This is a genomic window from Cryobacterium cryoconiti, assembly GCF_004403065.1.
Lineage (GTDB): Bacteria > Actinomycetota > Actinomycetes > Actinomycetales > Microbacteriaceae > Cryobacterium > Cryobacterium cryoconiti.
On the sequence record NZ_SOHA01000043.1, the window covers coordinates 1 to 7,013 of the forward strand.

General features: G+C 61.0%; 10 protein-coding genes. 1 reads left to right on the top strand and 9 read right to left on the bottom strand.

Going from position 1 to position 7,013, the window contains the following annotated elements; genetic code table 11:
- Positions 1–168: 168 nt before the first annotated feature.
- The 3 genes from E3T49_RS15690 to E3T49_RS15700 form a co-directional block, all read right to left on the bottom strand.
- On the bottom strand, positions 169–525 hold the full coding sequence (locus E3T49_RS15690; RefSeq protein ID WP_134425855.1) for a hypothetical protein: 357 nt from the start codon (positions 523–525) through the stop codon (positions 169–171).
- Positions 526–681: 156 nt separating this feature from the next.
- Positions 682–1,302: a DUF6036 family nucleotidyltransferase gene (locus tag E3T49_RS15695; RefSeq protein WP_134425856.1), complete on the bottom strand. Its 621-nt coding sequence runs from the start codon at positions 1,300–1,302 to the stop codon at positions 682–684.
- Positions 1,302–1,877: a helix-turn-helix domain-containing protein gene (locus E3T49_RS15700; RefSeq protein ID WP_134425857.1), complete on the bottom strand. Its 576-nt coding sequence runs from the start codon at positions 1,875–1,877 to the stop codon at positions 1,302–1,304. The genes E3T49_RS15695 and E3T49_RS15700 overlap by 1 nt, the downstream gene beginning before the upstream one ends.
- A 98-nt stretch (positions 1,878–1,975) precedes the next feature.
- Here E3T49_RS15700 and E3T49_RS15705 point away from each other — a divergent pair, with 98 nt between their 5' ends.
- Positions 1,976–2,560 carry a recombinase family protein gene (locus E3T49_RS15705; RefSeq protein ID WP_134425858.1) on the top strand — a complete coding sequence of 195 codons (585 nt, stop codon included), beginning with the start codon at positions 1,976–1,978 and terminating at the stop codon, positions 2,558–2,560.
- Positions 2,561–2,690: 130 nt separating this feature from the next.
- Here E3T49_RS15705 and E3T49_RS15710 read toward each other — a convergent pair whose 3' ends face one another.
- The 6 genes from E3T49_RS15710 to E3T49_RS15735 all read right to left on the bottom strand — a co-directional run bounded on the left by E3T49_RS15710 (position 2,691) and on the right by E3T49_RS15735 (position 6,676).
- Entirely contained in the window at positions 2,691–3,041 is a 351-nt protein-coding gene (locus E3T49_RS15710) for a GntR family transcriptional regulator (RefSeq protein ID WP_134415634.1), read from the bottom strand.
- A 1-nt stretch (position 3,042) separates the two neighbouring features.
- The gene (locus E3T49_RS15715) at positions 3,043–3,942 is read right to left on the bottom strand and encodes a hypothetical protein (RefSeq protein WP_134425859.1); all 900 of its coding nucleotides are present in this window, start codon (positions 3,940–3,942) and stop codon (positions 3,043–3,045) included.
- 189 nt (positions 3,943–4,131) lie between these two features.
- Positions 4,132–4,569 carry a GNAT family N-acetyltransferase gene (locus E3T49_RS15720; protein ID WP_134425860.1) on the bottom strand — a complete coding sequence of 146 codons (438 nt, stop codon included), beginning with the start codon at positions 4,567–4,569 and terminating at the stop codon, positions 4,132–4,134.
- A gap of 137 nt (positions 4,570–4,706) precedes the next feature.
- Positions 4,707–5,195, bottom strand: a complete 489-nt coding sequence (locus E3T49_RS15725) for a hypothetical protein (protein WP_134425861.1) — start codon at positions 5,193–5,195, stop codon at positions 4,707–4,709.
- Between the two features lie 112 nt (positions 5,196–5,307).
- Positions 5,308–5,538, bottom strand: a complete 231-nt coding sequence (locus tag E3T49_RS15730) for a PLDc N-terminal domain-containing protein (protein ID WP_134425862.1) — start codon at positions 5,536–5,538, stop codon at positions 5,308–5,310.
- A gap of 550 nt (positions 5,539–6,088) precedes the next feature.
- A complete protein-coding gene (locus tag E3T49_RS15735; RefSeq protein ID WP_134425863.1) occupies positions 6,089–6,676 on the bottom strand; it encodes an NUDIX hydrolase in 588 nt (195 codons plus the stop codon).
- Positions 6,677–7,013: the final 337 nt, after the last annotated feature.

The window sequence follows — 7,013 nt, forward strand, 5'->3', positions numbered from 1 at the left end:
CCGTTATGCTCGCCACTTCAGCTGCTTCCGTTCTCGCGGCTGGCTTGGTGCTGGTCCAGGGGAGTAGCCGTCGGCGAGTCCTTCTGGATGCAGAGAGACGCCGGGAGAGTGCTAGCGAAACGGACTAGGGCTGGGTGCGCCCACGGACCGCGAAACGAAGCTCGAACGCTAACCGAGTGCGAAGCCGGAACGGGTGAGAGTCCATAGAGGCGCGACGACGGCAGCCACGACAAGCACGATCAAAAGGACCCGCAATGCTTTTTCGCGGCGTCTGGGTTGAAGTACCGCGCCGGTGACCAGCAGCGCCACAAACAGGGCAACGAGGAGGGCGCTGCCAAGAAGTGCGGGACCCGAGCGTGCATCAGGAGCGCAGCTTGCCGGAGCGGGGTAAATCGCGGGGCAAATAGTGGGTAGCGATTGGGCTACCCAGATCAACAGAATAGAGACGACGGCGATCACGGCAGCCGGCAGCGTCCAGCGCAACGAAGCTCGCGCCATAGCCGGTTCATCCGGTTTGCTCTTCATGGGCTCAGAGTAACGGGGAATTACGCTGGCCCGTGGTTCGTGAAAGCTGGACAAAAATTTGCCCGCAAGGGGGACCCTCGTGGGGCACAGAATTGGCCGCCATGGCTTCGAGTCGGCGTTGGCAGCTGAAGGCCATTTGGGAACCGCGGAGCTCCCCTATTCTGCGGGACCCGACTGTTGTTGAGGTGCTCGATGTGAGGTGCGCGTACCTAGGAGGGGAGGGGGCGGCGATGCTGGGACTGCGGGGATCCCCTGCTTGAAGATGGGTTCGAGGAGGCGCAGTGCTTTGTCTGGGAGCCCGTCTCCCGGGAAGAAGTCATTCAGCAATTCCTCGGCCGCACTGAGTTCACGAACATCGCAGATCGCGAGCAGGTTGGCGATGTCCTGCACGTCGCGCCCCGGGCGTGATGCGTTGAGCTTCATAGCGAGCAGTGCCCGGGGCGAGGCCACTTCCACCGTGATGTCCTCGTTCGCGTAGAGGACCTCCCAGCCAAGGTCAGCCCCGTAGGACGGTAGAAACATTGTGGCGTTGCTGTTGAGCCAGTCCTGCGGCCAGCCGTTCTCGTTGGCGACTTCAACTGCTGCCTTCAAGATAGGTTGCTCTGGCTGCAGGTGCGCATCGACATCTGCGGTTGTGCGGCGGTCGAAGTACCGAAGAGCGAGTGCAGCTCCTCCAGCGATTCGGATGCCTGCAGGCTGGCCGGCCGCGCGGAGTTTGGCGATAACCGCGTTGATGCCGCGGATAAGGTCGTCGCGGTCGAGTTGATCTCCTGGCATTAGACGCTTTCCAGGGTTTCGGCTTCAATCAGGATGCCGCGGCGGAGGAACTCGACGGGTACTCGCGTCGGGTCTGCCGGGATGTCGTAGTCGCTTGTGCGCGGTGCCCAGGGGCCGTCAGGGTGTCCAATTTGCCTGGTGACCCAATCCGGAACGGGCAGGGCGTCTGCTTTGAGCCGGTATTCGCAAATCGCGGCGATCGCGGCGTCCCATCGCTCGGACCCGGTGGGGGACGGCTCGCTCAACGCGAGTCCGACTCGGGTGGCTCCGCGTTCTGAAGCGAGGTTGTCGGCGAGTTGGAGGAATCGCCGGAACGCCGAGACTTCATCTGATCTATTGATTGCGTCGCCGATCTCCGCGGCGATGCGGGCAGCATCGCTGCGTACCGTCGGGACTGTGACAATCGTGTGGCGGGTCGCTCGCAACAGTGCCTCGAGTGTGGCGACCGTCGGTTCGCGCTTGCCGTGTTCAATCAGGGAGAGCGACGAGCCGGCGATCCCTGAGCGAATCGCGAGCTGGCTTTGCGTGAGTCCGCTCGCAGCCCTGGCGGAACGAGCAAGAACACCTGCTGTCATGCCAATCACCACCTTTTACTAAGTAGTAAAAGCATACCAGTCCCGATCTCAATGGAGAACCGTTGACGGCCCTGTAGGTCGAGGTGAAGTGTGCCGTCATGGATGAACTACTGATCGGGTACGCGCGCGTATCCACAAATGAGCAAGACCATACCGCCCAACAAAACGCCTTGGAACGACTGGGCGTTAGATCGAATCTGATCTACACCGATCATGGCTTGACGGGAACCAACCGTGCGAGGCCGGGATTACGAGAAGCGCTAGCTGCCTGCAGGAGCGGGGACACACTCGTGGTGGCCAAACTCGATCGTCTGGTCAGGTCGCTCCGGGATGCGAAAGACATCGTCGATGAGCTGACCGCCAGGGGAGTGAAGCTCAGCATCGGCGGCTCCGTGCATGATCCGAATGATCCAGTCGGCCGGCTCCTCATCAACGTCCTCGCCATGGTCGCGGAATTCGAGTCAGATCTCATCCGTGCTCGAACGAAAGAGGGCATGCAAGTGGCGAAAGCAAATGGCCGGTTGCGCGGAAAACCACCAAAGCTGTCCCCGGCGCAACAGAAGCACTTGATGGAGGTCTACAACGCTGGTACCCGCACAACGGCCGAGCTTGCTGAACTCTTCAACGTTGCCCGCTCCACCATCTATCGAACCATCCAGCGCCAACACCGAGGCAGTAGCTAGCGGTCGAGTTCGCGTTGTAGGACGGACTGTCCTGCAAGGCGAACCCTCAGCGGGAGATGGTTTGCATCAGTGCGTCCAGTGTGAGGAATGCGTTGTCGGTCGTCTTTGGGATTGAACGCCGCTGGAGTTGCTAGTTTGGCCAGACCACCCGCAGCAGGCGAATGGCTTCATCCAGGGAAACACCCTCAGACGTGCTGATGACTGATAGGTGACGAGCCGCTTCGATTACGGGTCGAGGAGTGGGACTGGCCTTCGCGCTGACGCGTGTGCTGCCACCCGCACGTGCTTCAACGTAACCATCCGTTTCCAGCGCCCGATATGCCTTGGCAACGGTCCCTGGTGCGACGCCGAGGTCACGTGCGAGTTGCCGCACGGAAGGAAGCTTTTCGCTGGCGCCCATTCGCCCTGCCGCTATCAATCCACTGATCTGTTCGCGGATCTGATCAGCGGGTGGCGTCGACCCCCGGAGTTCGATCTCCATGTCAGGAGACGCTCACTCGTCTACGCGCGGGACGCCGCACACTGCTGAGCGCGATCTCGAACCAGCAAGCGAAGCCGAGCACAGATACCGCCCCGCCTAGCATCCAGAGCAGCGGGCCGAACGCAGCAAACGGCGCGATGATCGGGATGATGTCCTCGCCCTGAAATACTCCGACATTGCTTGTCCCGGTATAGGCAAGGAAGGTCAGTACAGCGCCAAGATGCACGAGAAGACCCCCGGCAAAGACACCCATCACGTTCCGCGTTCGTTCCCTCCGAATTGCGGTGTCGTGGTGCGTGTCGGCAGCCAGCGGCGGATGAGCGATCACTCTCAGCGTGAATGCCGCGGCTCCAGCAAACAGCGCAATGGCGATAAGGCTCGGGAGTGAGTAGTACCAGCCATAAATCAGGATGCGAATCTCAGCCGCACCAGAATCCATCGCGAACATGCGGTAACGGCCGACATCGTCCGGGCTAGATGCAAATCCGGCCGCAACACTGAGTATGACGACTATCCCCATGAGTGCGCCGGCGAAGACGGGCCACCTGCCTCCCGCGAAGCTGAAGGCAGTCCGCCGCGCGAGCTGCGCAGACCCTCTCGACCGGCGGCCGAGCAACGGCAGCATCAACACGAGAACGCCCGCGAGACCGGAGATGAGCGGAACCACGTACCGCCAATCGCCTGGTACCCAAGTCAGCGGCAAAGGAGAAGTCACTGCTGAGTAAGCGGTATTCCCGCTCAACTCGACGATCAGAGCACCGAAAAGTGCGATACCGACGCCGACCAGAGTGAAACCGCGTACCTTCCAAGGCGAGCCAGCCGCGCCTCTCGGGGGGCGAAGGCCGACCCACAACACGGCAAGGACAAGCCCGCCAATTGGAGCTATCGTCACTGCGAGCATTTCCACTCCTCGAGCCGTATCATTCGATTGATACAGCTGACTGTACCACCCACCTGCTACGGCGCGTCAAGGGTGACGCATGAGGAACCCTTACCGTGCAGACTTGGTCGTCTGGACGGCAGTCAACAGACCGGCGCGGGCTCCGGGTCTGGCCTTATCTGAACCTTTGAAAAGCGGAGCCTCCGAGCGCTACGGGCGGCGCAGGAGAAAGTGTGTCGCTGTCTCTCCGAAGGGGGTGAATCCTTCGCGCTCATAGAGTCGCTTCGCGTCTCGGTTCACCCGGTGGACCTGCAGCAAAGTACCGTGCCCCTGGCTGGACGCTTGATGAGCGACTAGTCCTAGCGCCGCTGATCCAACGCCCTGGTTTTGCGCGCTGGGCGCCACTTCGATGAGTTCCAGCCAAGTGTCTTGATCCCTGGTGCCGAGATATACAGCGCCGACGCTCTTGCCGTCCGTTTCAAGGATTCGGATGTCGTGTTCGCTGACGAGCGAGGCAAAGAATCCGATCTGTTGCTCGTGATCCCAGGGCCCGTAGGCCTGTTCAACGAGGGCGCGATGCGCGCTCTCGTGAAGATCGAATAGCCAGGAGTGATCGGTGGAGGTGGCCTGCCGCATGGTGATCTTCATACGGAATGCTTGCACAGCGTCGCGATCCGCCGCGGTAGGCGCACAGCAACGCAAGAGGAACGCTAACCGGGCTGTTCTTCGTGGACGATCAGGTCTCCGTCGATTCGGACATGAAAATGCCGAGGCGTCACCCTCCGTCAGTGGGAAACGGTTCCCATCAACTCATCCAGCGTGAGGAGCCCAGTTTCCGGGGACTTGACGATCGAAAGAAAAGCCCGCGACGTGGCCTCATCGGCCCCGATTCCTGCAAGGTATCTCTCGATATCGTCGCGTGACGCGAAGTTGAACCGCTTCAATCGCAATGCGGCCAACGGCGCATGTACTTGATACGCCATCCGTGGCGCGTCATCGGGATACAGGGCCAGGACTTCGTTTAGCAGCACTGGAGAAATGTCTCGGTGGAGGTCGTACGTCAGCTGGCGCACTGTCACCTCCTCGTCGCGGACGAGTGCGGCCAGGTCGTCCATTGAGAGGTCACTCTCCAGCGCCACTTGGGCGCGTTCCTGCCAGACGAGACTCGACAACAATTTCTTGCGCTCATCGTTCGGGAGAGGCGCACGCGGTACATCGCTTCGCTGCGGGACATTGGAGTGGCCCTTGCCCCGCTTCAGCTCGAAGTTTCCCATGCCAGTAGTCAATCAGCGTGACCACGCCGAGGACAAGAATCAGTCCACGCGGACGCCCGCAAGCCGGGTCCTTAGGAGAACCCTCTCCGCGAAGGGAAATGAAGGTCGAGGTCTATCGAACCTTGTGTGTGAGTCGAAGGCCGAACGGGTGTGGTCCGGCGAGGTACCAAACGAGCGCGCCGAGCAGAGGCGCGAATACGACGGCGATCATCCAGAGGGCCTTCTCCACCTCGGACAGGTCGCGGGTTCGCGCAATCTGGACGATGGCGTACGCGATAGCAGCGATGTAGAGGACGGCGACGACGGATGCGAGAGCGACTGCAAGTGCGGCTGGACTGTCCATGACGGTTCCGTTCGTTTGGATACTTCAAGATAGGGCCCCAGTGAAGATGCGCACCGGAACCTCCTGCAGGGGACTTGCACCCGCTACTTACCGGCAGCGGGCCCGTGACCTTCCGCGGGTTGGCTTGCCTCCAGATTGGCGCTCTTGCGCCGCCCCCAGCGGATGAAAAGCCCCAGAGCCACGACGACCCCAACCACAACGAGAATCTGGACTACCACCCAGAAGTTCCACCAAAAAAGAGCACTGAATTCCATGTCGACCACCCCTCGATTCGCGGACACCTGAGTGCCCTACTTAGCGCGAGCCTACGACCGCGAGGTCGTTCGGGGAAATACGCCGTCGATTGCTTGGCCAGGAGGGAACATCCGGAGCAGCTCGTAAGACGAACCCTCAGCGGGAGATGTTCTTCTGTCCCCTCGATCGTCTATTCGGTGAGTAGCGGCAGTTTCTTCCGATCAGCCAGTAGACGATGTTTGCCGCAGAGATTTGAGCGCGACTCCGAGCACGGTGAAGTCCAGGGGAAGAGTTAACCGCCGCGGGCGGGTATGGGCTAGTCGACATCACTTTGGTGTCTGATTTCGTCAAGAATCCTTTGTATGCGGTGCCCAAAGTTCACAGGCACGTTGTCGGGCAGTTCTGTTACTGGCCACCAAGCGACATCCTCGCTCTCAGCGCTGGTGGACGGGGCCAGGTCTGTCCTCGCGATTGCGCCGAAGCCGATGTCCCAATGAACGCTGCACCGTGTAAAGCCTGCACCCAGGGCGTGCCGGTCGACATCGAGGATGGCGCCGACCGGGCGGATGTCGTTGATGCCACCTTCCTCACGGGCTTCGCGGAGGGCTGCCGAGGCAACTGATGTGTCCGTTGCCTCGACGTGACCGCCGAGCTGAACCCAGAATCGACCCTTCTTATGGAAGCAGAGCAGGACCTGGTCCAGATCAGGGGTGAAGACAAAACAACTTGCAGTCACGTGCTCCGCACCCCCGTCGCGATCCAGTGCAGACCCCGGAGAGGCACCGACGAAGGCGACGTACTCGTCGCGAAGCGCGCCCTGGTTATACCCGAGGGGTTCCCATGCGTTGAGCGTGTCAATCAAATCTGCAGGAACGACCGGGAAGATATGTGCAGCGTTGACCATGACCCCACCCTACTGAGACACCTGCACGTCGGCTCACAAACCCAACCCTGTGCGGTCGCGTCCCGCGACTTGAGGAGAAAGTCCCGGCGTGCGCAATGGGATGTGGTTGCATGGCCAAATGGGAACGAGGGGATGGGCGGCTACCGCGTTGTGTGGGATGGCCATCTTCATGGCATTGCCGCCAGCTGCGGCGATTTACGCGGTCCGAGATCCAAGCTATTCGTGCCTTGTGGACGCGCTCCCGGCGTCTCGCGAGAGCGTAGACCCCGGACAGCCGATCGTTGGTCGGATCACGTTGATCCCGCTGGGGCTGCAGTGCGAATTCACGTCCATGACC